General features: G+C 64.3%; 24 protein-coding genes. 14 read left to right on the top strand and 10 right to left on the bottom strand.

Translation table 11 applies throughout. The features are described from left to right. Positions 1-3 precede the first annotated feature (3 nt). Entirely contained in the window at positions 4-927 is a 924-nt protein-coding gene (locus RAD16_RS30880) for an ABC transporter ATP-binding protein (RefSeq protein WP_458161594.1), read from the top strand. Positions 928-1,000: 73 nt separating this feature from the next. Further along, on the top strand, positions 1,001-1,489 hold the full coding sequence (gene cynS / locus RAD16_RS30875) for a cyanase (protein ID WP_458161593.1): 489 nt from the start codon (positions 1,001-1,003) through the stop codon (positions 1,487-1,489). Positions 1,490-1,554: 65 nt separating this feature from the next. On the opposite strand, the gene RAD16_RS30870 is transcribed toward cynS, so the two are convergent. Further along, a complete protein-coding gene (locus tag RAD16_RS30870) occupies positions 1,555-1,878 on the bottom strand; it encodes a DUF1476 domain-containing protein (protein ID WP_458161592.1) in 324 nt (107 codons plus the stop codon). 339 nt (positions 1,879-2,217) lie between these two features. On the opposite strand from RAD16_RS30870, the gene purC reads away from it, so the two are divergent. From purC to RAD16_RS30850, 4 genes are read left to right on the top strand one after another with little or no spacing between them, the layout of a single operon-like run. Next, positions 2,218-2,985: a phosphoribosylaminoimidazolesuccinocarboxamide synthase gene (purC, locus tag RAD16_RS30865; protein WP_172782948.1), complete on the top strand. Its 768-nt coding sequence runs from the start codon at positions 2,218-2,220 to the stop codon at positions 2,983-2,985. 13 nt (positions 2,986-2,998) lie between these two features. Next, positions 2,999-3,238: a phosphoribosylformylglycinamidine synthase subunit PurS gene (gene purS, locus RAD16_RS30860; RefSeq protein ID WP_235545190.1), complete on the top strand. Its 240-nt coding sequence runs from the start codon at positions 2,999-3,001 to the stop codon at positions 3,236-3,238. Then, positions 3,238-3,939 (top strand): phosphoribosylformylglycinamidine synthase subunit PurQ, encoded by a 702-nt coding sequence (purQ, locus tag RAD16_RS30855; RefSeq protein ID WP_458161591.1) that lies wholly within the window; start codon positions 3,238-3,240, stop codon positions 3,937-3,939. The genes purS and purQ overlap by 1 nt, the downstream gene beginning before the upstream one ends. Next, positions 3,936-4,910, top strand: a complete 975-nt coding sequence (locus RAD16_RS30850; protein ID WP_458161590.1) for a tripartite tricarboxylate transporter substrate binding protein BugD — start codon at positions 3,936-3,938, stop codon at positions 4,908-4,910. The genes purQ and RAD16_RS30850 overlap by 4 nt, the downstream gene beginning before the upstream one ends. 177 nt (positions 4,911-5,087) lie before the next feature. Here the strand turns inward: RAD16_RS30850 and RAD16_RS30845 are convergent, their stop codons facing one another. Both RAD16_RS30845 and RAD16_RS30840 read right to left on the bottom strand, forming a co-directional pair. After that, positions 5,088-6,053, bottom strand: a complete 966-nt coding sequence (locus RAD16_RS30845) for a DMT family transporter (RefSeq protein WP_458161589.1) — start codon at positions 6,051-6,053, stop codon at positions 5,088-5,090. Positions 6,054-6,128: 75 nt separating this feature from the next. Then, the gene (locus tag RAD16_RS30840; protein WP_458161588.1) at positions 6,129-6,608 is read right to left on the bottom strand and encodes a PaaI family thioesterase; all 480 of its coding nucleotides are present in this window, start codon (positions 6,606-6,608) and stop codon (positions 6,129-6,131) included. Between the two features lie 185 nt (positions 6,609-6,793). Here RAD16_RS30840 and purL point away from each other — a divergent pair, with 185 nt between their 5' ends. Beyond that, entirely contained in the window at positions 6,794-9,004 is a 2,211-nt protein-coding gene (purL, locus tag RAD16_RS30835) for a phosphoribosylformylglycinamidine synthase subunit PurL (protein WP_458161587.1), read from the top strand. A 107-nt stretch (positions 9,005-9,111) separates the two neighbouring features. Here purL and RAD16_RS30830 read toward each other — a convergent pair whose 3' ends face one another. Beyond that, positions 9,112-10,299, bottom strand: a complete 1,188-nt coding sequence (locus tag RAD16_RS30830; RefSeq protein WP_458161586.1) for an acyltransferase family protein — start codon at positions 10,297-10,299, stop codon at positions 9,112-9,114. A 178-nt stretch (positions 10,300-10,477) separates the two neighbouring features. Between RAD16_RS30830 and RAD16_RS30825 the strand changes: the two genes are divergently transcribed. After that, positions 10,478-10,651, top strand: a complete 174-nt coding sequence (locus tag RAD16_RS30825) for a DUF1328 domain-containing protein (RefSeq protein ID WP_458161585.1) — start codon at positions 10,478-10,480, stop codon at positions 10,649-10,651. Positions 10,652-10,811: 160 nt separating this feature from the next. Here RAD16_RS30825 and RAD16_RS30820 read toward each other — a convergent pair whose 3' ends face one another. Continuing rightward, positions 10,812-11,171 carry a DUF427 domain-containing protein gene (locus tag RAD16_RS30820; RefSeq protein ID WP_458161584.1) on the bottom strand — a complete coding sequence of 120 codons (360 nt, stop codon included), beginning with the start codon at positions 11,169-11,171 and terminating at the stop codon, positions 10,812-10,814. 182 nt (positions 11,172-11,353) lie between these two features. Between RAD16_RS30820 and RAD16_RS30815 the strand changes: the two genes are divergently transcribed. Together RAD16_RS30815 and RAD16_RS30810 are read left to right on the top strand one after the other, a co-directional pair. Continuing rightward, the gene (locus tag RAD16_RS30815) at positions 11,354-11,590 is read left to right on the top strand and encodes a BolA/IbaG family iron-sulfur metabolism protein (protein ID WP_014494139.1); all 237 of its coding nucleotides are present in this window, start codon (positions 11,354-11,356) and stop codon (positions 11,588-11,590) included. A gap of 38 nt (positions 11,591-11,628) precedes the next feature. Next, complete coding sequence (locus RAD16_RS30810) at positions 11,629-12,822, top strand: low temperature requirement protein A (protein ID WP_458161663.1); 1,194 nt, start codon at positions 11,629-11,631, stop codon at positions 12,820-12,822. A 213-nt stretch (positions 12,823-13,035) separates the two neighbouring features. Here RAD16_RS30810 and egtD read toward each other — a convergent pair whose 3' ends face one another. Next, a complete protein-coding gene (gene egtD, locus RAD16_RS30805) occupies positions 13,036-14,007 on the bottom strand; it encodes an L-histidine N(alpha)-methyltransferase (RefSeq protein ID WP_458161583.1) in 972 nt (323 codons plus the stop codon). 63 nt (positions 14,008-14,070) lie between these two features. Then, positions 14,071-15,369, bottom strand: a complete 1,299-nt coding sequence (gene egtB, locus RAD16_RS30800; RefSeq protein WP_458161582.1) for an ergothioneine biosynthesis protein EgtB — start codon at positions 15,367-15,369, stop codon at positions 14,071-14,073. A gap of 240 nt (positions 15,370-15,609) precedes the next feature. On the opposite strand from egtB, the gene grxD reads away from it, so the two are divergent. Genes grxD through RAD16_RS30780 form a run of 4 tightly spaced genes read left to right on the top strand, consistent with a single transcriptional unit; the run spans position 15,610 to position 19,087 of the window. Beyond that, on the top strand, positions 15,610-15,936 hold the full coding sequence (gene grxD / locus RAD16_RS30795; protein WP_008139425.1) for a Grx4 family monothiol glutaredoxin: 327 nt from the start codon (positions 15,610-15,612) through the stop codon (positions 15,934-15,936). Next, complete coding sequence (locus RAD16_RS30790; protein ID WP_458161581.1) at positions 15,936-16,487, top strand: O-acetyl-ADP-ribose deacetylase; 552 nt, start codon at positions 15,936-15,938, stop codon at positions 16,485-16,487. The genes grxD and RAD16_RS30790 overlap by 1 nt, the downstream gene beginning before the upstream one ends. A 46-nt stretch (positions 16,488-16,533) precedes the next feature. Then, positions 16,534-17,820, top strand: a complete 1,287-nt coding sequence (locus RAD16_RS30785) for a serine hydrolase domain-containing protein (RefSeq protein ID WP_458161580.1) — start codon at positions 16,534-16,536, stop codon at positions 17,818-17,820. Position 17,821: 1 nt separating this feature from the next. Next, positions 17,822-19,087, top strand: coding sequence for a serine hydrolase domain-containing protein (locus RAD16_RS30780; RefSeq protein WP_458161579.1), 1,266 nt, complete (start codon positions 17,822-17,824; stop codon positions 19,085-19,087). 100 nt (positions 19,088-19,187) lie between these two features. Here RAD16_RS30780 and RAD16_RS30775 read toward each other — a convergent pair whose 3' ends face one another. The 3 genes from RAD16_RS30775 to rpsD form a co-directional block, all read right to left on the bottom strand. Beyond that, complete coding sequence (locus tag RAD16_RS30775) at positions 19,188-20,255, bottom strand: threonine aldolase family protein (protein WP_458161662.1); 1,068 nt, start codon at positions 20,253-20,255, stop codon at positions 19,188-19,190. Next, positions 20,255-20,422, bottom strand: a complete 168-nt coding sequence (locus tag RAD16_RS30770; RefSeq protein ID WP_458161578.1) for a hypothetical protein — start codon at positions 20,420-20,422, stop codon at positions 20,255-20,257. The genes RAD16_RS30775 and RAD16_RS30770 overlap by 1 nt, the downstream gene beginning before the upstream one ends. Before the next feature lie 115 nt (positions 20,423-20,537). Further along, entirely contained in the window at positions 20,538-21,155 is a 618-nt protein-coding gene (gene rpsD / locus RAD16_RS30765) for a 30S ribosomal protein S4 (RefSeq protein ID WP_458161577.1), read from the bottom strand. Positions 21,156-21,348: the final 193 nt, after the last annotated feature.

Here is a 21,348-nt window from a genome sequence, read left to right as displayed (position 1 = left end):
GCCATGACCGACAAATTCGTCTCCATCGAAGGCATCGCGAAGCGCTATCCGGGCGCAGGCGGCGCCACGACCACGGTGTTCGAGAATCTCTGGCTGTCGATGGCGCGCGGCGAGTTCTGCTGCGTGATCGGCCATTCCGGCTGCGGCAAGACCACGGTGCTCAATATCCTCGCCGGCCTCGATGCGCCGAGCGAGGGCGCGGTCATCGTCGACGGGCAGGCGATCTCGGGCACCAGCCTCGACCGCGCCGTGATCTTCCAGAGCCATGCGCTGCTGCCCTGGCGCACCGTGCTCGGCAACGTCGCCTATGCCGTGAGCTCGAAGTGGCGGAGCTGGGATCGCACCAAGGTGAAGGCACATGCGCAGACCTTCATCGATCTCGTGGGGCTCACCGGCTCCGAGCACAAGCGGCCGTCCGAGCTTTCGGGTGGCATGAAGCAGCGCGTCGGCATCGCGCGGGCGCTCTCGATCACGCCGAAGATGATGCTGATGGACGAGCCGTTCTCGGCGCTGGATGCGCTGACGCGCGGCACGCTGCAGGACGAGGTGCGGCGCATCTGCCTCGAGACCGGACAGACCGCGTTCATGATCACCCATGACGTGGACGAGGCGATCTATCTCGCCGACAAGATTTTCCTGATGACCAACGGTCCGGGCGCGGTGCTCGCCGAAGTCGTCGAGAATCCGCTGCCGAGGGACCGCGGCCGCACCGATCTGCACCGCCATCCGCTCTATTACGCGCTGCGCAACCACATCATCGATTTCCTGGTGACGCGCAGCAAGACGTTCACCACCGAGAAGCCCGATCACGATCCGCGCAATGTGCCGGTCGTGCATATCGGCAAGCCGGGCCTCTCGCTCGCATCAAACGGCGAGGAGCCACGACAGACCCGGATGCCGGGGACCACTCCCGGATTGAGCGCCTGATTTTTGTTGACGCATGATCTTCGGAAAACCGCTTCACACCTTTCCGGATCATGCTTTTGAAAGGAGACGCAACATGAAACGCGAAGACCTCACCGAGAAGCTGCTCGACATCAAGCGCGAGAAGGGCTGGACCTGGAAGTACATCTGCGAGCAGATCGGCGGCTATGCGGAGGTGTTGATCGTCGGTGCCATTCTCGGCCAGATGAAATTGACGAAGCCGCAGGCCGCCAATGCCGGCGAGCTGTTCGGCCTGTCGAAGGCCGAGACCGCGATGCTGAACGAGGTGCCGATGCGCGGCACCGGCACGCCGATGCCGCCGACCGATCCGTTGATCTACCGCTTCTACGAGATGGTGATGGTCAACGGGCCGGCCTGGAAGGCGCTGATCGAGGAAGAATTCGGCGACGGCATCATGTCGGCGATCGACTTCGACATGGGGATCGAGCGCGTGGCGAACCCGAAGGGCGACCGCGTCAAGATCACGATGTCAGGTAAGTTCCTGCCGTACAAATATTACGGCGCCAGCGGCAACGTGCCGGAGTATGGCTTCAAGGAAGGGTGACGGGGGCGAGTGGCGAATTGCGAGTAGCGAATGGGGCCATTCGCTATTCGCCACTCCCTATTGGCCTACTTCCCCGCCTTCACCTCGGCCGCCGCGACCGCGATCAGCTCGCTCATCTTGGCGCGAATCGCCTGCTCGGTGACCGCCACGTTCTTGGCTGCGAAATCGCCCATGACCTTGCGCAGGACGTCGCCGTCGCCGGCTTCCTCGAAATCGGCTGCAACGACCTCCTTGGCGTAGGCTGTGGCGGCTTCGCCCGATATTCCGAGCTTTTCGGCTGCCCACAGGCCGAGCAGCCGGTTGCGGCGGGCCTCCGCCTTGAACTTCTGCTCCTCGTCGAGGGCGAACTTCTTCTCAAAGCCTTCCTCGCGCTTGTTGATTTCGCTCATTCCTCTTCCAATTCCTGGCTGACTCGACCTGACCGCCCTTGGCCGCCCTCGTTGCGAGGGCCACGGCGCATGCCTAGATAGGGGGCAGGAATCGGCAAAACAACGAGCCGTTAAGCCGCAGGCAAGGCGGTATAAGTCAGCGTCGGATGGCCGGATCGATTGTGCTGGGACAGCCAATCGGATAGGTTGCCTGAAGGCATGGTTCCCGTTCTGTTTCCTTGGGATTTCCTTGGGTTCCAGACGGGTTCCGGGCCGTTCACGGCAGCTCCGCTGTGGGTCGTAACCTGGTAACCGGAGCACACCAAATACATGGATTTCAACAAAACACGGTACATCCCCATGAGCCGTCGGCGTCGCATTTATGAAGGCAAGGCAAAGGTTCTGTATGAAGGTCCCGAGCCCGGTACCCTGATCCAGCACTTCAAGGATGACGCGACCGCGTTCAATGCGAAAAAGCATCAGGTGATCGAGGGCAAGGGTGTCCTCAACAACCGGATCTCGGAGTACCTGTTTCAGCACCTCAACGACATCGGGGTGCCGACCCACTTCATCCGCCGTCTCAACATGCGCGAGCAGTTGATTCGCGAGGTCGAGATCGTGCCGCTCGAAGTGGTGGTGCGAAACGTTGCCGCCGGCTCGCTGTCGCAGCGCCTCGGCATCGAGGAGGGCACGCAGCTGCCCCGTTCGATCATCGAATTCTATTACAAGAACGATCAGCTCAACGACCCCATGGTGTCGGAAGAGCACATCACCGCATTCGGCTGGGCGACGCCCCAGGAGATCGACGACATCATGGCGCTCGCCATCCGCGTCAACGATTTCCTCACCGGTCTCTTCCTCGGCATCGGCATCCGCCTCGTCGACTTCAAGATGGAGTGCGGCCGGCTGTTCGAGAACGAGATGATGCGCATCATCGTCGCCGACGAGATCTCGCCGGACAGCTGCCGTCTGTGGGACATCAAGTCGAACGAGAAGCTCGACAAGGACCGTTTCCGCCGCGACCTCGGTGGCCTGCTCGAGGCTTACACAGAAGTCGCAAAGCGCCTCGGCATCCTCATGGAGAACGAGCGTCCGCAGGGCACGGGTCCCGTGCTGGTGAAGAGCTGAAGAGGATTTTGACGTGAAGGCACGTGTCACCGTTACCCTGAAGACGGGCATCCTCGATCCGCAGGGCAAGGCCATCGAAGGCGCGCTGAAGTCGCTCGGCGTCGACGGCGTTGCCAGCGTCCGCCAGGGCAAGGTGTTCGACATCGAGCTCGCCGGCGCCGACAAGGCCAAGGCGGAAGCCGCGCTGAAGGAAGCTGCCGACAAGCTGCTCGCCAACACCGTGATCGAGAACTATCGGGTCGAGCTGCTCTGATGAAGGCCGCCATCCTCGTCTTCCCCGGAATCAATCGCGAGCGCGACATGGCTCGCGCGCTGAAGCTCATCTCGGGCCAAGAGCCCGCGATGGTCTGGCACGCCGAGACCTCGCTGCCCGCGGGCACCGACCTCGTGGTCGTGCCGGGCGGCTTCTCCTACGGCGACTATCTTCGCTGTGGCGCGATCGCGGCGCGGTCGCCGGTGATGGACGCGGTGCGCGACTATGCGGCCAAGGGCGGCCTCGTCCTCGGCGTCTGCAACGGTTTCCAGATCCTCTGCGAATCCGGCCTGCTGCCGGGCGTCTTGATGCGCAATGCGCGGCTGAAATTCATCTGCAAGGACGTGCATCTGCGGGTCGAGCGCTCCGACACGCCGTTCACCCGCGGCTACAATGCCGGCCAGGTGATCCGCGTGCCCGTCGCCCATGGCGAGGGTAACTATGAGGCGGATGAAGAGACCATCAAGCGCATCGAAGGCGAGGGGCGGGTGCTCTATCGCTATTGCTCCGCCGACGGCACGGTCGATGAGAGCCACAACATCAACGGCGCCGCGCATTCCATCGCCGGGCTCGTCAACGACAAGGGCAACGTGCTCGGCATGATGCCGCATCCGGAAAACCACGTCGAAGACATCATGGGCTGCACCGACGGCCGCGGCCTGTTCGCGGGCCTCACCGCGCATCTGGAAAAGGCCGCGTGATCTCGTTCGTGGTGAAGCGGGCTCTCGCCGCGATCGCGGTAGCGTCGCTCGCAACTGCTGCGTTCGCGCAGGATTTTCCCAAGCGTCCTGTTACCATGATCGTGCCGTTCGCGGCCGGCGGCACGTCGGACGTGATCGCGCGCACGGTCGCCGAGCAGATGGGCATCGCGCTCGGCCAGACCATCGTGATCGAGAACGTTGCCGGCGCCGGCGGCTCGACCGCGCTGGCGCGCGCCTCGCGCGCCGAGCCCGATGGCTACACCATCGCGATCGGCAATGCCGGCACCAACGCGGCGACCTACACGATCTATCCAAAACTGCCGTTCACGCCGGAGTCCTTCGTGCCCATCGCGATGGTGGCGAAGACCTTCGGCATCATCGCGATCCGCAAGGACTTTCCGGCGAAGGATCTGAAAGAGTTCATCGCCTACGCCAAGGCCAATCCCGGCAAGATCAATCTCGGCCATGCCGGCGTCGGCTCGTCGAACTACCTCATCTGCAAAAGCTTCGTGACGGCCGCCGGCATCGACGCCACGCTGGTGGGCTATCGCGGCGCCGCGCCTGCGCTCACGGACGCGATCGGCAGCCAGATCGACGGCGTCTGCGATGCTGCCGCTTCCGTCGCGCAATCGATCAACGAGAAGCTGGTGAGGGGCCTCGTGGTCGGCTCGACCGTGCGGCTCGCGACGTTGCCTGACCTCGCCACCTCGACGGAGGCCGGCCTGCCCGAATTCGAGGCGCAGGGCTGGAACGGCCTGTTCGCGCCCAAGGGCACGCCGCCGGCCGTCATCGCCAGGCTGAATGCAGCGGCGCGTACCGCGGTCGAGACCGACGCGGTGAAAAATCGTTTTGCCGATCTCTCGACCGTCGCGCCCGACGACAACGAGCATACGCCGGAGTTGCTTCAGCAACTGGTGACGCGCGACGTCGAGAAATACCGGAAGATGCTGGCGGACGACGCCAAGCCGTAACGGCTTTCACTGCCATCTTATGAACCTGCATCGCGTTGGCGACGACTGACTCCTCGTCGCCATCAAGGCGCACGTCCGGGTGCTGATTTCCGCGAGGAGCGAGGCAACTCAAAGTATATCTGCGCGAGGCGCAGGCCGAATGGCTCACGATCGCGGAGAAGCAGCTTTCGACTTGAACTAACGCAGCTTGAACTTCTCCGCCGGCACCGTCATCGCGGCGACGCCCGCCATCACCAGCAGCAGGCCCAGCGCCAGGTTCGACGGCACGCTCTCGCCGAGCAGCAGCACGGACAGGCCGACGCCGATCGGGATGCGCAGATATCCTTGCGCGTTGGTCGTCAGCGTCCCGAGCCGGCCGAGGCAGACGTAGAACAGCATCAAGCCCAGCGCGCTGGAGACGATCCCCATGACGATGGTGGCGACGATCGCGGTCGGGGTCGGGTGCAGCGTCCAGGGCTGGTCGATGACCAGCGACGGCGGCAGCAGCACCAGGCCGCCGAACAACAGCGAGCCGGTCGCTACCACCATCGGGTCGTATTCGGACAATCTGAGACCAAAGATCGTCGCGCAGGCGAACGAGATGGTGGCGAGCAGGATCGCGATCTCCGCGATGATCTCGCTGCCGAAGCCGCGCAGCGCATCGAGCCCGACAATGGCGATGGTGCCGCCAAGGCCGAGGATCGCACCGGCGAGCTTCAACAGCGTTGCCGGCTCGTGCCGCGTGATCAGCGAGGTGATCAGGAAGGCAAAGATCGGCGTCGTCGAGGCCAGCACTACCGTGTTCGAGGCCGGCACATATTGCTGCGACCAGGTGATGACCAGGAACGGGAAGGTCGAGTTGATGAGCTGCTGGGTCGCGAACAGCTTCCAGGCCTTCAGGTCGGTCGGCAGCTTGACACCACGCATCTGCAGGATCGCGAACAGGAAGGCGGCCGCGATCAGCGAGCGCGCCGAGATAAAGGTGATGGGCGGGATGGTGTCCAGCGCGAGCTTGGCCAGCGGATAGGTCGAGCTCCAACAGCAGGCGAGTGCGAACAGCAGCGCATAGTCGCGCCAACTCCGCGCACCGGTGGCGGACATGGACGGCAACGGCGATGCGACGGAGGCCGCCGTGCGCCCCGTTCCCGATGTGCTCTGCGGCACCTTGTTCTTGCTCCCCGGCGCGAGTGCGCTCGACCCAAGTCTGGGCGAGGGGGCGCGAAAAGGGAAGGCGCCGAGCTATGCGTTTGGCTGAGGGAGCGGCTTCCGCTTCACCCGCTTGATCGTGCCGGAGAAGGTGAACAGGCGGCGCTCGCCGGCCGTCATCTCCCCGCGCAGGAAGATCAGCGAGCCGCCGGCCCGGGTCACCTCGCCGGTGCACTCGATCAGCTCGCCCTCATGGCCCGCGTCGAGGAATTCACAGGCGAAATTGACGGTTACGCCCTTGCCCTGCAGGGCGTGGCGGCCGATCGCGAACAGGCAGTAGTCGGCGAACGCCATGAAGCAGCCGCCATGCACGTTCTGGGAGCCGTTAAGGTGCTTTTTCTCGACCCGGAAGGCGCAGCGGACCCGGCCGTCCGCCTCGAAACGGTGCCAGAAGGGGCCGATATGGTTCTCAAAGCTGTCGCGGATCCAGGTCTGCCAGCCCGTAAATTCCCCCTCGGTCGCGATATGGAGGTCGGGACGGTGGGGCGGAGGTGTTTTGGTCAATTCGTGCAAGGAAACGGGCCTTCAATTGCGGGTCTTTAGCCCTTAAATCCGATCCGTCCACGCCGTGCAATTGCTGTTCCCGCGACCGCCTGCCCGCAAAACGTGGGACAGCGGGAAAATGCGCCATAAAGGGCTTTTCGTAGGCCCCCGATGTTCCTAAGAACGGCCAAACCGCCGCCGAAAGCCCCGAATCCATGAAGAACGAACCCAAGATCACCCCCGAACTGGTTGCCGCCCACGGGCTCAAGCCCGACGAGTACGAGCGCATCCTGAAGCTGATCGGGCGGGAGCCGACCTTCACCGAGCTCGGCATCTTCTCGGCGATGTGGAACGAGCACTGCTCGTACAAGTCCTCGCGCATCCATCTGCGCGGCCTGCCGACCAAGGCGCCCTGGGTGATCCAGGGCCCGGGCGAGAACGCCGGCGTGATCGACATCGGCGACGGCCAGGCCGTGGTCTTCAAGATGGAGAGCCACAACCACCCGAGCTACATCGAGCCCTATCAGGGCGCGACCACCGGCGTCGGCGGCATCCTGCGCGACGTCTTCACCATGGGCGCGCGCCCGATCGCCTGCCTCAATGCGCTGAGCTTCGGTGCGCCCGAGCATGCCAAGACGCGGCATCTCGTCTCCGGCGTCGTCGCCGGTGTCGGCGGCTACGGCAATTCCTTCGGCGTGCCGACGGTCGGCGGCCAGGTGCGCTTCCACACCCGCTATGACGGCAACATCCTCGTCAATGCGATGGCGGTGGGCCTCGCCGATGCCGACAAGATCTTCTATGCGGCCGCCTCCGGCGTGAACATGCCGATCGTCTATCTCGGCTCCAAGACCGGCCGCGACGGCATCCACGGCGCCTCGATGGCGTCGGCCGAATTCGACGACAAGTCCGAGGAGAAGCGCCCGACCGTGCAGGTCGGCGATCCCTTCGCCGAGAAGCTGCTGCTCGAAGCCTGCCTCGAGATCATGGAGAAAGGCTGCGTCATCGCGATCCAGGACATGGGCGCGGCGGGTCTGACCTGCTCGGCCGTGGAAATGGGCGCCAAGGGCGATCTCGGCGTCGATCTCGATCTCGACGCGGTGCCGACCCGCGAGACCGGCATGAGCGCCTACGAGATGATGCTCTCGGAGAGCCAGGAGCGCATGCTCATGGTGCTCAAGCCCGAGAAGGAAAAGGAAGCCGAGGCGATCTTCGAGAAGTGGGGCCTCGACTTCGCCGTGGTCGGCTACACCACGCCGAGCAAGCGCTTCGTGGTCAAGCATGGCGGTGACGTCATGGCCGACCTGCCGATCAAGGAGCTCGGTGACGAGGCGCCGCTCTATGACCGCCCGCATGTCGCCTCAAGCCCGCTGTCGGTCGTGCATGCGCGCGACGTGCCGGCGCCGGTGGCGCTCGGTGCTGCGCTGGAGAAGCTGATCGGCACGCCCGACATGTGCAGCAAGCGCTGGGTCTGGGAGCAGTACGATCACGTCATCCTCGGCAACACCTTGCAGCGTCCGGGCGGCGATGCCGCCGTGGTGCGCGTGCAGGACGGGCCGAAGGGCCTGGCGCTGACGGTGGACGTTACGCCGCGCTATTGCGAGGCCGACCCGTTCGAGGGCGGCAAGCAGGCGGTGGCGGAAGCCTGGCGCAACATCACCGCGGTCGGCGGCAAGCCGCTCGCGATCACCGACAATCTCAATTTCGGCAATCCCGAGCGCCCCGAGATCATGGGCCAGTTCGTCGGCTGCCTGAAGGGCATTTCGGAAGCCTGCCGCACGCTCGACTTCCCGGTCGTCTCCGGTAACGTCTCGCTCTACAACGAGACCAACGGCCGCGCGATCCTGCCGACGCCCTCGATCGGCGGCGTCGGCCTGCTCGACGACTTCACCAAGTCGGCATCGCTCGCGTTCAAGGCTGAGGGCGAGGCGATCCTGTTGATCGGCGAAACCCACGGCTGGCTCGGTCAGTCCGTTTATCTGCGCGACATCTGCGGTCGCGAGGAGGGCGCGCCGCCGCCGGTCGATCTCGCCGCCGAGAAGCGCAACGGCGATTGCGTGCGCGGCATGATCCATGCGGGCACCGCGACTGCGGTGCACGATCTCTCCGACGGTGGCCTGCTGATCGCGCTCGCCGAGATGGCGATGGCGGGCGGCGTCGGTGCGAAGCTGCTGGCAGCGCCGACCGCGCTGGTCTCGCAGGCCTATTGGTTCGGCGAGGACCAGGCGCGCTATCTCGTCACCGTGCCCGAAGCTGAAGCCGGCCGCGTGCTCGCCAAGATGCGCGGCTGCGAGGTGCCCTGCGTGCGGATCGGCACCACCGGCGGCGATGCGATCGCGATCGCGGGCGAAGCGCCTGTTACGATCGATGCGCTGCGCAAGTCGCACGAGCGCTGGCTGCCGGAGTATATGGGCGGGAAGGCGGCGTAAGGCGCCGCCTCAATCTCGTAGCCCGGATGAGCGAAGCGACATCCGGGTCTTTGCTGACAGTGTTTCCCGGATATCGCTGCGCTCATCCGGGCTACGGGCGCGATGCCTCACAGCACGTGCGTCGCACCCGGAATCTTCCGCAACGCCGCCGTCAGGCCCCAGCTCAGGATCACCGTGAGCACAAAACCGATCGCGGCCTTCACGATCGCCGCCAGCGAATAGTCGAACAGCGCGTACTGGATCCACAGCGCGATCGGGTAGTGCACCAGAAACATGCCGTAGGCATCGGCCTGCATGCGATCGAGCAGGGTCGGCCCCGGCGCCTTCGAATGCAGGAAGAAGGCGAGGATCGCGAGCAGGATCGAGGCCGAGAACAGCACGACGAACGTGCCGTAGATCGCGTGGTACCAGTGCGGCTGCGGGTCGGGATTCCCCAGGATTTCGCGCTTGATGTAGATCATCACCCACATCAGGCAGTAGGGGATCAGCGTGATCATCACCCACAACCAGCGGCTCTTCGGCAACTGGCCCTCGGCGCTGAGGATGCCGCGATCGAAATTCGCAGCGCCAACGCTGGCGCCGATGAAGAAATAGGCGAAGTAGAGCAGGATGCGGCTCGCCTGCACCGAGAACGGCCCGAGCTCGAACCATTTGCTGCCGCCGAAATAGAGCAGCACCGGCACATAGGCGAGGATCGAGACCACCGCGAGCATCAGCCAGAACACGAACGGCCGTTTAAACCCTGCGAGCGAGACGCGGTTGCCGGGATCGACGAGATGCGCCGAGCTCCGGTAGAGCAGGCTCGCGGTCAGGTCGAACGCCAGCAGCACCCAGACGAACCAGAGCGGGCCGCTCGGCCACGGACCGACGGTGATCGTCTTCCACCAGAACGACGCGAAGCTCAGCTCGGGATCGGCCCGCAGCGCGATCGCGTAATAGGCGAGCGGAATGACGGTGAAGGCGGCGATGATAAACGGCAGCCCGAGCCGCAGCAGGCGGTCGCGCAGGAACACCGACGGCGCCTTGCGCGCGATGCCGGGCCAGGTGAACAGGCCCGACAGGAAGAAGAACGTCGCCATGAAGAAGCTGTCGGTGGCGAGCACGACGACGTCGAAGCCGATCCAGGAGGCGGGATCGGTGTGACCGAAATGGGTGTAAGGAATGACGGCATGATGCAGCAGCACCACCAGCGTCAGGAAGGTGCGGGCGCGGTCCAGCGACAGATTGCGCGCCTTGGCCCTCGGCGCGGCGTGCGCCTCTGCGCCGATCGCCGCCGTATGTGACATCGTGATCATGGTCGCCCCGGTTGCGCTCTTTCCCCAATGCGACTGTGCCGCTCGGAGCCGGATTCAGCAAGCGCCGTTTGTGCCAGGCATCGCCCGCGCAATGCGTCAGGAACAAGTTCCTCGCGGCGAAGTTAGCGCTTCAAAACGCGTTGAGGGCCGCAAATCGCGGCACCTTGAGGAGTTGGCAATGACGATCCTGAAATGGGCGCTGATATTTTTACTGATCTCGATCGTGGCCGGCGTGCTCGGCTTCACCGGCGTCTCGGCGGCCTCCGCCGATATCGCCCGCTTCCTGTTCTACATCTTCGTCGTCATCTTCCTGGTGCTGCTGGTACTCGGGCTCACGATATTCAGGGCGTAGCCGGACTGCGTTCGCTATCGCCGCCGTCATGGCCGGGCCTGTCCCGGCCATCCACGCATTTCCGCACGCGAGCAAGAACGCGGATGCCCGGGACATAGGCTAGCGGAAGCGACGCCGTCCTTCGGACGGCTATGCCCGGGCATGACGAACTTCCAACGCCTTACCCCACTTCCTCGATCTTAACCTTGTCCGGGTAGAAGGCGAGATGGCCGGAAATCTCGGCCATCGCGGGATAGGGCGTCTCGTAGGTCCAGATCGCGTTGTCGAGCGTCTTGCCGTCGGCCTTGACGCTGTAATAGCTGGCATCGCCCTTGTAGGGGCAGTGGGTGGTGCGCTCGGTGCGCTCCAGCAGGGCCATGTTGGTGTCCTCCCGCGGCACATATTGCACCGCCGGATATTTGGCCTCCTTCAAGGTCAGCGCCTTGCTGGTCTCGGCGATCACGATGTCACCCGCCGTGACGCGGACACGCCTCGGGTTTTGGGTGATGGTGATGGGGTGGTCGGGCCCTGGAAGCTTCATGATTTCACGCCTTTTCGATCAATCTGCCGCGCGCGGCACTTTGTCGTGCCTTTATCCTGATGGGATCAGGGATATAGTGCCTGAAGGCGTGACGTAGAAGCCCGTTCACGCTAAGTTTCGCCGCGCCGGTCCGGGGACCCCGGCAAAGCGATTCGAAGCCGAGATTTAGGAGCTAGACCCGAATGCCCATGGACGCCCACGATATCGAGGCGATGATCAAGGCAGCGATCCCCGATGCCGAGGTGACCATCCGTGACCTCGCCGGCGATGGCGACCATTATGCCGCGACCGTGATCTCTGAATCCTTCCGCGGCAAGTCCCGCGTCCAGCAACACCAGATCGTCTATCGGTCCCTGCAAGGCCAGATGGGCGGTGTTCTGCACGCGCTGGCGCTGCAAACCGGCGTGCCAGGTGCTTAAGGGGCACCTGACCTGATCGCGCGACCGGGGGCACGATGATGGCTGCGGACAATCCGCGCGGCGCGATGTTCCGCGTCATCCTGCCGAACCAGCACAGCCGCGTCACCAATGCCGAGCTGTTCTTCGACCTCGTCTTCGTCTTCGCGGTCACGCAGGTCTCGCACACGCTGCTGCACCACTTCACGCCGCTCGGCGCGGTGCATGTCACCGTGCTGTTTCTCGCGGTGTGGTGGGTATGGGTCTACACCGCCTGGGTCACCAACTGGCTCAATCCCGAGCTGACGCCGGTCCGCATCATGCTCTTTTTGATGATGCTGGGCGGCCTCGTGCTGTCGACGACGATCCCGAGCGCCTTCGAGGGGCGCGGCCTGTGGTTCGCGATCGCCTACGCGACCATGCAGGTAGGACGCACCGCGTTCTGGCTGTTCGCGACCCCGCGCCACCGGACGGCGGTCCGGCACAATGCGATCCGCATCCTGGTCTGGCTCTGCGGCTCCGCGATCTTCTGGATCCTCGGCGGCCTTGCCCATGACGAGGCGCGGCTGTGGTTCTGGATCGCGGCGCTGACGATCGAGTACATCTCGCCGGCGGTGCGCTTCTGGGTCCCGAAGCTCGGCTTTTCCTCGGTGGAGGCCTGGGCCGTCGAGGGCGGCCACATGGCCGAGCGCTGCGCCGGCTTCATCATCATCGCGCTCGGTGAGGCCGTCGTCGTCAACGGCGCCACCTTCGCCGAGCTGGAGTGGACCGCGGACAACATCCTGGCCTTCGTCTCGGCGCTGGTCTCGGCCATCGCGATGTGGTGGGTCTATTTCCACAAGGGCGCTGAGGCCGGCTCCGAGCGGCTCTCTAAGTCCACCGAATCCGGCCGGCTGGCGCGGATCGCCTACACCTATCTGCACATGCCGATCATCGCCGGCATCATCCTGACCGCGGTCTCGGACGAGCTGGTGCTGAAGCATCCGACCGGCCATTCCGACGTTCGCACCATCATCAGCACGATCGGCGGTCCACTGGTGTTCCTGATCGGCACCATCCTGTTCAAGCACTCGATCCGCGGCTTCCTCCAACTCTCGCACGGCATCGGCATCATCCTGCTGCTGGTGCTGTGGTGGTTCGCCGCCGACCTCTCGCCGCTCTGGCTGTCGGTCGCGACCAGCGTGATCATGATCGTGGTGGCGGTGTGGGAGTCGGTGTCGCTGGGGTCGAAGCCGGAAGAGGCCGAGGAGCACTAAGCTCTCGACGCCAGAGCGCAGTCGCACATGGGTCTCTGGAGCGACAGCCTCGTCCTTCGAGACGACCGCTGCGCGGTCTCCTCAGGATGAGGCTCATCAGCGCTGGTGCCCGTTGAAGCTGCCGCCGCGCACTCCGTCCTCATCCCGAGGAGCCTGCCGAAGGCCGGCGTCTCGAAGGATGGCCGCGGGGAGACGTACTGAACTGCGGAGCTTCTACTCCGCCACTTCCAGCGCGTGCACCGAGAACATCCTGGCCGCATCGGTCCAGCTCTCGCGCACGCGCCAGCCGGCGGTCTGCGCCAGCGTGGCAAAACGCTCGATGCTGTATTTGTAGCTGTTCTCGGTGTGGATGCTCTCGCCGGGGCGGAACGAGAAGCTGGTGCCGAGCAGGCGCACGGTCTGGCTCTTCTTGCTGATCAGGTGCATCTCGATGCGGTGCCGCTCGCGATTGTAGATCGCGCGATGGGTGAAGGCGGACAGGTCGAAATTGCCGCCGAGCTCGCGGTTGATCCGCACGAGAACATTGAGGTTGAAGCGCGCGGTGACGCCGGCGGCATCGTTATAGGCATCGAAGAGCACGCGCTCTTCCTTCTCGAGATCGGCGCCGATGATCATCTGTGCGCCCTTGCCCAGGATCTGGCGGGCACTCTTCAGGAAGGCCTGGGCTTCATGCGGCTCGAAATTGCCGATGGTCGAGCCCGGGAAGAAGCCGACCTTGGGCATCGCCGCCACCGCCTTGGGCAGCTCGAACGGCGTGGTGAAGTCGGCCGCCACCGGATAGATGCCGAGCGAGGGGAAGTCGCGCTTGAGGCCGTTGGCCTGCGCCTTCAGGAAGTCGCCGGAGATGTCCACGGGCACATAGGCCGCGAACTTGCAGTGATTGAGCAGCAGGCGAACCTTCGTGGTCGCGCCGGCGCCGAACTCGACGAGGGCCGCATGCTCCGGAATGATCCTTGCGATCTCCCTGCCGCGCTCCTTCAGGATCGATAGCTCGGTGCGCGTCGGATAATATTCCGGCAGCTTCGTGATCGCCTCGAACAGCTCCGATCCCGTCGCATCGTAGAAGTATTTCGGCGACAGTTTTTTCGGCTGCTGCGAGAGGTCCTCGATGGCCTCGCGGGCGAAGGCGGTGGTCTGCTCGTCGGGGAGATGGGCTTCGGCCAAAGCGCTGGCGTGCACATTCATGACACTCTCCTGAACGCGCTGTCCGGCGCGCGGTTGTCGTCGGATAAGACTCTTAGTCGTCGGCTAGGCGTAGTCGGCGAGCCGCAGTCCCGTGAATTGCCAGCGGTGGTGCGGATAGAAGAAGTTGCGATAGGTCATACGGCTGTGGCCCTCGGGAGTTGCAAGCGAGGAGCCGCGCAGCACCAACTGATTGATCATGAACTTGCCGTTATACTCCCCGAGCGCGCCTTCGACGGCGCGATAGCCGGGGTAGGGTGAGTACGAAGAACGCGTCCACTGCCAGACGATGCCGAAGGCGTCGTTGAGCTGGCCGGCGCGGGCCGCTACCTCCCATTCTATCTCGGTCGGCAGGTGCTTTCCGGCCCAGCGCGCAAACGCATCGGCCTCGTAATAGCTGATGTGGCAGACGGGGGCGTCCGGATCGACCGGCTTGAGGCCTGCGAGCGTCATCACCTGCCATCCGCCATCGGCTTCGCGCCAATGACCCGGGGCCTGCCAGTCTTCCTTGCTGGCCGCGGCGAAGCCGTCCATCAGCCACAGCGTTGCAGTCCGGTAACCCCCGTCGCGCATGAAGGCGAGCCATTCGCCATTGGTGACGAGATTGCGCGCGACCTTGACCGGGCCGACGAGCGCGCGATGTGCGGGCTTCTCGTTGTCGAAATGGAAGCTGTCGTCGACATGGCCGACGGTGTGGATGCCTTCGTTGAGCGTCATCCAGTCGTCACCGGCGCGCGTCGCAGGCGGAAAGCGCCAGTCTGGGTCGTAAGCCGGATAGACCGGGTTCTGCGCGAAGGCGTGCAGGATGTCGGTGAACATCAATTCCTGATGCTGCTGCTCGTGGTTGAGCCCGACCTCCACCAGCGGCGCCAGGGCGCGGAGCTTGTCCTCGCCGGCCTCACGGAAGAATTGGACGACCGCCGCATCGACATGGCTGCGATAGGCGCCGACCTCGCTGGCGCTGGGCCGCGTGATGTCGCCGCGATGATTGCGGGCATGACGGGGGCCGGCGCTGACGTAATAAGAATTGAACAGGAACGCGAAATCGGGGTGGAAGGGCCGGTAGCCGGGGGCGTGCTCGCCGAGCAAGAACTGCTCCCAGAACCAGGTGGTGTGCGCCCGGTGCCACTTCGCCGGGCTCGCATCCGGCATGGACTGGATCTGCTGGTCCTCCGGCGAAAGCGGCGCGGCCCGGCGCTCGGTCTCGTTGCGGACGGCGAGAAACGCGGCCTCGAGCCTCCGGGCAAGGCCGCCCAAATCGGCCGACGGTGACGAAAGCGGCGGGGTGGCCGTAGCGGAGGCTTGTTTCGTCACGTTTTTCTCCAGACAGGACAAGAGAACGTTGTTGGCGAGGCCCGGTTCCAAAACCAGGGTTCGTCCTAGATAGGGGCTCCGTTACGGTATGAAAGTCCTCCCCGGCGATGATATTCGTGTCATCATGTAATGGGGCCGGGGCCATCTCGGCCGGGTGTCCAGGGGCCGTTCGCCGCCATTTTACTTTGGATGCACAACGGTTTGGGCTACATATATAGGCAGGTATCGGGTTAGATCGGCTGAGCCGGCCCGAAGGAATCGTTGAGGGCTCCGCCCCAGAAGGACACGGATATGAGCATCGCGGAATTCATCGCCAACGAAGTGAAGTCGAACGACGTGGTTCTGTTCATGAAGGGTACGCCGCAATTTCCGCAGTGCGGGTTCTCCGGCCAGGTCGTCCAGATCCTCGACCATATCGGCGTCGGCTATAAGGGCCTCAACGTTCTCGAATCCGCCGAACTGCGCAACGGCATCAAGGAATTCTCGAACTGGCCGACCATTCCGCAGCTCTATGTGAAGGGCGAGTTCATCGGCGGTTGCGACATCGTCCGCGAGATGTTCCAGGCCGGCGAGCTGCAGCAGCTCTTCTCGGAGAAGGGCGTCGCTGTCGCGGCCTGATGACCGAGCTGAAGCGCCGCATCGGCGGCGCCGACCTCGAGGTCATCATTGCCGACATCACCACGCTCGGCGTTGACGCTATCGTCAACGCCGCAAATTCGTCACTCCTTGGCGGGGGCGGAGTCGATGGCGCGATCCACGACGCTGCCGGTCCCGAGCTTCTTGCCGAGTGCCGGACGCTCGGCGGCTGCCCGACCGGCGATGCCAAGATCACCAAGGGCTATCGTCTGCCGGCGCGCCATGTGATCCATGCGGTCGGCCCCGTCTGGCATGGCGGCACAAGCGGCGAGGCCGAGGCGCTGCGCTCCTGCTATCGCCGTGCGCTCGAGCTCTCCCAGGCCAATGGGCTGACCTCGCTGGCCTTCTCCGCGATCTCGACCGGCGTTTATCGCTTCCCGGCCGACCAGGCCGCGAAGATCGCAGTCCATGCCACCATCGAAACGCTCCCGGCTGCGCCGGAGGTCACCCGCGTCATATTCTGCTGTTTCTCGGAGGCCAGCGCCGCTCTCCATACGGACGTTTTGGCGCGCTACGGCAGCCCTTGTGCCTGATGGCGCCGCCAGTACACTCCGGCCGGCCATGTTCCGGGGAGGGGATATGATTTTACGATCTGGACTGCGTGCGCTCGCCTGCGGTGCGCTTCTATCGCTCGGCGCGATGTCGTTCGCGCGCGCCGAGGGCACCTACGAGATTCCGGCCGGCGCGCATTTCAATCAGGAGAAGCTCGGCAAGATCAGCGAGTTCTTCAAGAACGAGGTTGCGACCGGCAAGATCGCCGGTGCCACCGTGCTGATCAAGCAGAACGGCAAGCCGGTCTATCACGAAGCCTTCGGCGTGCAGGACGTGGCCAGCAAGGCGCCGATCACCGACAAGACCATTTTCCGCCTGTTCTCGATGAGCAAGGCGATCACGTCGGTCGTCGCGGTGCAGATGATCGAGGACGGCAAGATCAAGCTGGATGATCCCGTCTCGAAATACATTCCGTCGTTTGCCAACATGAAGGTCGGCGTCGAGAAGAAGGCCGATGACGGCACCAAGTCGCTCGAACTCGTGCCGCTGAACCGGCCGATCACGGTGCACGACCTGATGACGCACACGTCGGGCATCACCTATGGCTTCTATGGCGACAGCCTGGTCCGCAAGGCCTATCGCGAGGCCAATATCTATGCCGGCGATTTCGACCTCGCCGAGTTCGCCGAGCGCATCGCCAAGCTGCCGCTGCACAACCAGCCGGGCGCGCTGTGGCAATACGGCCATTCCACCGACATCCTGGCGCGGGTGATGGAGATCGCGGCCGGCAAGCCGCTGATCGATATCGAACGGGAGAAGCTGCTCGGCCCGCTTGGCATGGTCGACACCGGTTTCTTCGTCACCGACCCCGAGAAGCAGAAGCTGCTGGCCCAGCCGGTGCCGAACGACAGCGATTTCCGGGTTGGCCGCATCAACGATCCGACAGTGGCCAAGAAGATCCAGTTCGCCAGCGGCGGCATGGTGACGACCATGGCCGATTACGAGCGCTTCGCGCAGATGCTGCTCAATGGCGGCGCGCTTGACGGCAAGACCATCCTCAAGCCCGAGACGTTCAAGCTGATGGTGACCGATCAGATCGGCCCCGGCTCCGGCGTCGACCGCGACTATTTCTACTTCCCCGGCGACGGCTTCGGTTTCGGCCTCGGCCTTGCGGTCCGCACCGATCCCGGCAATGCAAAGCCGCCGCCGCCCGGCGATCTCGGGGAATTGAAGTGGGACGGCGCCTCTGGCTGCTATTTCGTGATCGACCCCAAGCAGGACATGTTCTTCGTCCTGCTGGAACAGACCCCCACCGAGCGCCAGCGTGTGCAACGGACATTGAAGCAGTTGGTTTATGAAGCCATGGAGAAATGAGATGTTCGGGCGCCGCGCGCTGATCGCGGCGCTCGTTCTTCTGTTCGGCGTCGCCAGTGCGAAAGCGGGCTCCGAAGCGCGTAAGGCGCACAGCTTCTCGCCCGAAGGCCTCGCAAAGGTCTCCGACTACATCCGCAACGAGATCGTCGCCGGAACGTTTCCGGGCGCGATCCTGCTGCTCCAGCAGCACGGCAAGCCGGTCTATTACGAGAATTTCGGCGTCCGTGACGTCGCGACCGAGATTTCGATGAGCGCGGATACGATCTTCCGCCTCTATTCGATGTCGAAGCCGGTCACGACGGTTCTGGCGATGATGCTGGTCGAGGAGGGCAAGCTTTCGCTCGAAGATCCCGTCTCGAAATACGTTCCGGCCTTCGGCCAGATGAAGGTCGGCGTCGAGACGAAGGCCGAGGACGGCAAGGTTTCGCTGGTGCTGGAGCCGCTCAATCGCGCGGTCACGATCAAGGATCTGATGCGCCACACCGCCGGGCTGCCTTACGGCTATTATGGCGGGGGCCTGGTGAACAAGCTCTATGCCGACGCCGGCCTGTTCGACAACAAGGCTTTGACCAATGCCGAATTGGTCGCGAAGATCGCCACGCTGCCGCTCGCCGAGCAGCCCGGCACGAACTGGGACTACGGCCTCTCCACCGACGTGCTCGGCCGCATCATCGAGGTGATCTCGGGAAAGACGCTGTTCGCGTTCGCGAAGGAGCGGCTGCTCGATCCGCTCGGGATGACGGACACGGCGTATTATGTCGCCGATCCCGCCAAATGGCCGCGCATCGCCGAGCCGATGCCGAAGGATCGCGCGATCAGCCCGATGACGCAGGTTCGCGATCCCCGACAGCCGCTGAAATGGGAGTCGGGCGGCGGCGGCATGGTCGGCACGATCGGCGACTATGCGCGCTTCTCACAGATGCTACTCAATGGCGGCACCTATGACGGCAGGCGTTATCTCAGGCCCGAGACCATCGTGCTGATGGCGTCCGATCATATCGGGCCCGAGACCAAGGTCGCGCGCGACCAGAACTATTATCCGGGCAGCAGCTCCGGCTTCGGCCTCGGCTTCGCCGTGCGCACCTCGGTGCCGCCGGGCACCGCGTGGCCGCTTGGCGAGTTTCGCTGGGATGGCGTCGGCGGCACCTTCTTCTTCATCGATCCCGAAGACGATCTGTTCGGGATCTTCATGGTGCAGACCCCGTCGCAGCGCGGCCGGATCCAGCTCGCGCTGAAGACGCTGATTTATCAGGCGATGGGGCGGTGAGTTAGTTCAGCTTGTAGCCCGGATGGAGCGAAGCGCAATCCGGGACTGCCGCCGCTGAAAGACTGTCCCGGATTTCGCTGCGCTCCATCCGGGCTACGGCTCATGCCCCGCGCACGATCTCGCGCACGTATCCGATCGTTTCGTCGACCTGGCTCGCATTGACGTCGAGATGGGTGCAGGCGCGGATGCGGCCGTCCATCATCGCGAGCGTGACGCCGCGCTGGCGCAGCGCCGCGACCATCTTTTCACCTGAGACGCCCGCGCCGTCGGGCTTGAAGAACACCAGATTGGTCTCGGGCTCCTGCACCTCGATGCCCGAGATCTGCGACAGTCCGCGGGCGAGCGCGCGCGCATTGGCGTGGTCGTCGGCAAGGCGCTCGACGTGATGGTCGAGCGCATAGATGCAGGCGGCCGCGCAGACGCCGGCCTGCCGCATCGAGCCGCCGAGGCGCTGCTTCCACTGCCAGACCGCATCGATGAAGGCGCGCGTGCCCGCGAGCACGCCACCGATCGGCGCGCCCAGACCCTTGGAGAAATCGATCCAGGCCGAATCCCAGCCCGCGGTCATGTCGCGCGGGGAGATGCCGCTCGCCACGGTGGCGTTGAGCAGGCGGGCGCCGTCCATGTGGGTGACGAGGCCGTGTTGTTTCGCGATCGCGACGATCTCGTCGAGTGCTGCCTTCTTCCAGATCGTGCCGCCGCCGATATTGGCGGTCTGCTCGACGCTGACGACGGTCTGCGCCGCCTGGTAGCGCGTGCGCGGATGCAGCGCCTTGCGGAAGGTCTCCGGTGTAAACTGGCCGTCCGCACCCTTGAGCTGCGTCACCTGGAAGCCGCCGATCGCGGCGTGCGCGCCGCCTTCGCGGGCGATGATATGCGCGGTCTCATGCGCCAGGATCTCGTCGCCGGGGCGGCAATGCACCAGCGTCGCGGTGACGTTGCACATCGTGCCCGAGGGCATGTAGACCGCGGCTTCCTTGCCCATCAGCGCGGCGACGCGCTCGCACAGCGCATTCACGGTCGGATCGTCGCCGACCTGCTCGTCGCCGACCTCCGCTCGCGCCATCGCCTCGCGCATCGCGGCCGTCGGCTTGGTCTGCGTGTCCGACAGCAGATTGATGCGCACTGGAGGGGCTTTGGGATCGATCGGGGCAGGGGTGTAGAGCATCACAAACCGTGTTTCTTCCACATGGCGCGAACTTCGTCGGCACTGGCTAACTCGCCGCGGGCGATTTCAGCTTCTGCCTCTTCGAATTCGGCCTCTTCCATTGTCGTTAGCTGTAGTGGAGGTCGATCGTCGGCCTTGTCGAAGGTCTCGTCGAGAGGACGCGGCATGATCAAACTCCATTGCTCGCGACTGTAGCACAGGAGAATCGTGAGATGGAGTGCCCGCCTCAAACGAAAAGGCCCCGGAAAACCGGGGCCTTTGAATGTCGTTCTACTGAGCCTATCAGCGCGAATAGAATTCGACGACCAGATGCGGCTCCATCTGCACCGGGAACGGCACGTCGGAGAGGCCGGGGATGCGGGTGTACTTCGCGGTCATCTTGCCGTGGTCGACTTCGAGATAGTCGGGGGTCTCGCGCTCGGGGAGCTGGCTGGCTTCGAGCACGTGGGCGAGCTGCTTGGAGGCTTCCTTGACCTCGATCACGTCGCCGACCTTGAGCTGGTAGCTCGAGATGTTGACCTTGCGGCCGTTCACCTTGACGTGGCCGTGGTTAATGAACTGGCGGGCGGCGAAGATCGTCGAGACGAACTTGGCGCGGTACACGACCGCGTCGAGACGACGCTCGAGCAGACCGATCAGGTTCTCGCCGGTGTCACCCTTGAGGCGGCTGGCCTCGACATAGATGCCGTGGAACTGACGCTCGGAAATGTTGGCGTAGTAGCCCTTCAGCTTCTGCTTGGCGCGGAGCTGCACGCCGAAGTCGGAGAGCTTGCCCTTGCGGCGCTGGCCGTGCTGGCCGGGGCCGTATTCGCGGCGGTTCACGGGGCTCTTCGGGCGGCCCCAGATGTTCTGGCCCATACGGCGATCGATCTTGTACTTCGCCTCACTGCGCTTAGTCATCGCGTCCTCTTCGGTTGCATGGTTTGAGGAAACGCGCCCTCCTGTGTGACAGGCTTAAGCCCGGCACCGACAGGTCCGATCCCCAAAGCTTAAGGGACCAGACCACGGGTCGCGAAACGCTTCGCGGGCCGAAATCGGCCCGCGAGCAAGCGGCTTTTAGGTGAATGTGGACCGTTCTGTCAATGCGAATGGC

This window comes from Bradyrhizobium sp. 18BD (genome assembly GCF_054185225.1).
This window is presented reverse-complemented; position numbering and strand designations above follow the sequence as displayed.

What these genes read in the sequence shown, in the direction of transcription:
- RAD16_RS30880 (WP_458161594.1), top strand. Translation starts at nt 4, where the DNA reads ATGACCGACAAATTCGTCTCCATCGAAGGCATCGCGAAGCGCTATCCG.
- cynS (WP_458161593.1), top strand. Translation starts at nt 1,001, where the DNA reads ATGAAACGCGAAGACCTCACCGAGAAGCTGCTCGACATCAAGCGCGAG.
- RAD16_RS30870 (WP_458161592.1), bottom strand. Translation starts at nt 1,878, where the DNA reads ATGAGCGAAATCAACAAGCGCGAGGAAGGCTTTGAGAAGAAGTTCGCC.
- purC (WP_172782948.1), top strand. Translation starts at nt 2,218, where the DNA reads ATGAGCCGTCGGCGTCGCATTTATGAAGGCAAGGCAAAGGTTCTGTAT.
- purQ (WP_458161591.1), top strand. Translation starts at nt 3,238, where the DNA reads ATGAAGGCCGCCATCCTCGTCTTCCCCGGAATCAATCGCGAGCGCGAC.
- purL (WP_458161587.1), top strand. Translation starts at nt 6,794, where the DNA reads ATGAAGAACGAACCCAAGATCACCCCCGAACTGGTTGCCGCCCACGGG.
- RAD16_RS30830 (WP_458161586.1), bottom strand. Translation starts at nt 10,299, where the DNA reads ATGATCACGATGTCACATACGGCGGCGATCGGCGCAGAGGCGCACGCC.
- RAD16_RS30825 (WP_458161585.1), top strand. Translation starts at nt 10,478, where the DNA reads ATGACGATCCTGAAATGGGCGCTGATATTTTTACTGATCTCGATCGTG.
- RAD16_RS30820 (WP_458161584.1), bottom strand. Translation starts at nt 11,171, where the DNA reads ATGAAGCTTCCAGGGCCCGACCACCCCATCACCATCACCCAAAACCCG.
- RAD16_RS30815 (WP_014494139.1), top strand. Translation starts at nt 11,354, where the DNA reads ATGCCCATGGACGCCCACGATATCGAGGCGATGATCAAGGCAGCGATC.
- RAD16_RS30810 (WP_458161663.1), top strand. Translation starts at nt 11,629, where the DNA reads ATGGCTGCGGACAATCCGCGCGGCGCGATGTTCCGCGTCATCCTGCCG.
- egtD (WP_458161583.1), bottom strand. Translation starts at nt 14,007, where the DNA reads ATGAATGTGCACGCCAGCGCTTTGGCCGAAGCCCATCTCCCCGACGAG.
- grxD (WP_008139425.1), top strand. Translation starts at nt 15,610, where the DNA reads ATGAGCATCGCGGAATTCATCGCCAACGAAGTGAAGTCGAACGACGTG.
- RAD16_RS30790 (WP_458161581.1), top strand. Translation starts at nt 15,936, where the DNA reads ATGACCGAGCTGAAGCGCCGCATCGGCGGCGCCGACCTCGAGGTCATC.
- RAD16_RS30785 (WP_458161580.1), top strand. Translation starts at nt 16,534, where the DNA reads ATGATTTTACGATCTGGACTGCGTGCGCTCGCCTGCGGTGCGCTTCTA.
- RAD16_RS30780 (WP_458161579.1), top strand. Translation starts at nt 17,822, where the DNA reads ATGTTCGGGCGCCGCGCGCTGATCGCGGCGCTCGTTCTTCTGTTCGGC.
- RAD16_RS30775 (WP_458161662.1), bottom strand. Translation starts at nt 20,255, where the DNA reads ATGCTCTACACCCCTGCCCCGATCGATCCCAAAGCCCCTCCAGTGCGC.
- RAD16_RS30770 (WP_458161578.1), bottom strand. Translation starts at nt 20,422, where the DNA reads ATGCCGCGTCCTCTCGACGAGACCTTCGACAAGGCCGACGATCGACCT.
- rpsD (WP_458161577.1), bottom strand. Translation starts at nt 21,155, where the DNA reads ATGACTAAGCGCAGTGAGGCGAAGTACAAGATCGATCGCCGTATGGGC.